This window comes from Dactylosporangium sp. NPDC050588, from assembly GCF_040654975.1.
Classification (GTDB): domain Bacteria; phylum Actinomycetota; class Actinomycetes; order Mycobacteriales; family Micromonosporaceae; genus Dactylosporangium; species Dactylosporangium maewongense.
Genome location: NZ_JBFAJA010000231.1, coordinates 1 through 1,548 on the forward strand (window position 1 = coordinate 1; position 1,548 = coordinate 1,548).

1 protein-coding gene is annotated in these 1,548 nt (G+C 72.4%); it reads right to left on the bottom strand.

Annotated elements, in window-relative coordinates:
• Positions 1-16: 16 nt before the first annotated feature.
• Complete coding sequence (locus AB0I21_RS57460; protein ID WP_360574528.1) at positions 17-1,519, bottom strand: RICIN domain-containing protein; 1,503 nt, start codon at positions 1,517-1,519, stop codon at positions 17-19.
• Positions 1,520-1,548: the final 29 nt, after the last annotated feature.

Below are 1,548 nucleotides of genomic sequence, written 5' to 3' on the forward strand. Positions count from 1 at the left end.
GCCGCTCGGCCTGCCGTCACGCGGCCTTCACGAAGTACTGTGCGGCCGATCCGTTGCAGTCCCAGATCTGCAGTCGCGCGCCGTCTGCTGTCGAGCCTCCCGGGGAGTCCAGGCACTTGTTGGAGTTCGGGTTGCGCAACCGGTTGCCTTCCTGGACCCAGTTCTGTGCGCCGCCGCCGTTGCAGTCCCAGAGCTCAGAGTGCCGTTGCCACCTACCGGGACCGGCGTCGGCGGGCTCACGCACGACCCAGCCGGCCGTCCGTTGAGCACCACTGAGGCGGTCATCTCCGCGGTCACCTGGGCGCCCGTGACCTTTGTCTGGCCGGTGCCGAGGATCTGGTTGGCGACGTTCGCGGTGACGACGCAGCCCGCCTGGCTGCACGAGACGTTGGCATTGCCCTGCAGCGTGAACTGGACCGTGGCGTCGACCGCCTCGCCCAGTTCCCCGGCGCCCTTGCGCAGGTCGGTGAACGTCTTGTCGTAGTCGGCTGGCGACACCGGCTCCATGTCGAAGGACAGGTCGCCGCCGACCGAGTCGCCGGGCGCACGCAGCGGGGCCGTCAGCTCGGCCAGGAGCGCACCGCGCAGCAGCGACGGCAGCGCCGGGCGGCTCGGGTACGTCGGCAGGCTTGGCACCTTCGGTAGGCCCGGCAGCCCGGTCGGGGCCCCGCCCCGCAGCGCGAACCGGACGACGCGGTGCGGGGCGGCCTTGGTGACGTACAGGTCGCCGTCGGGCAGGGTTGCCTTGAGCACCGTCTGGCCGTCGAGGCGCTCGCCGCAGTCGAACCGGCTCGGGAACGTCGCCTCGGTGAGCCCGATGTAGAGCTGGCCAGCCATCGCGAGCGGCCCCAGCCGCTGCCAGCGGGTGGCGCCGACGCTCAGCGGGCCGCCGGTCGTCCACCGCCCGGCCCCGGCGCCGAGCCCCAGGCTCGCCGGGGCCTTCACGTAGGTCCGGCCGCCCATCGTCAGCACGTCGAGCTTGACGCCGACTACCGTGAGCGTGCCGATTATGTCGCCGCCGCCGGTCACGCGGACGTCGAACGCGGTCCCGCCGAGGTCGGCGCGATAGTGCAGCACGGGCGCGGCGGCCAGGTCGGTGACCGCCTCGTCGAACGGCGCCCGGTCGGCCCGGCCCAGCCACACGATGGCGCCGACGCCGGCGGCCAGCGCCAGCACTACGAAGGCGGCGATGCCGAAGACCCACCAGCGCTGGTACCACGGCCAGCCCACCGGCGCCGATGGCCCGGCGGCGAACAGCGTCGGCGACGGTGGAGTGGTCGCCGGGGGTGGGTCGCCGAGTGGTGGGGGTACGGCACGGGGGGTCTCCTGCCAGGTCGGCAGTTGCGGTGCGGCGGTTCCGGTCTGCCAGTAGTGCCCACTCATCGCGCCTCCCGGGCCAAGCGGAAAGGTCACCGAGGGTTCGAAGATCACCCGGTTCCTCAACGACGCTTCCGGCGACCGGCTGATCCGGCGCGACGACACCGGGACCACGCTGTACTTGCCCGGTCAGGAACTGCACCTCAGCACCGCCAACGTGAAGTCTGCGAC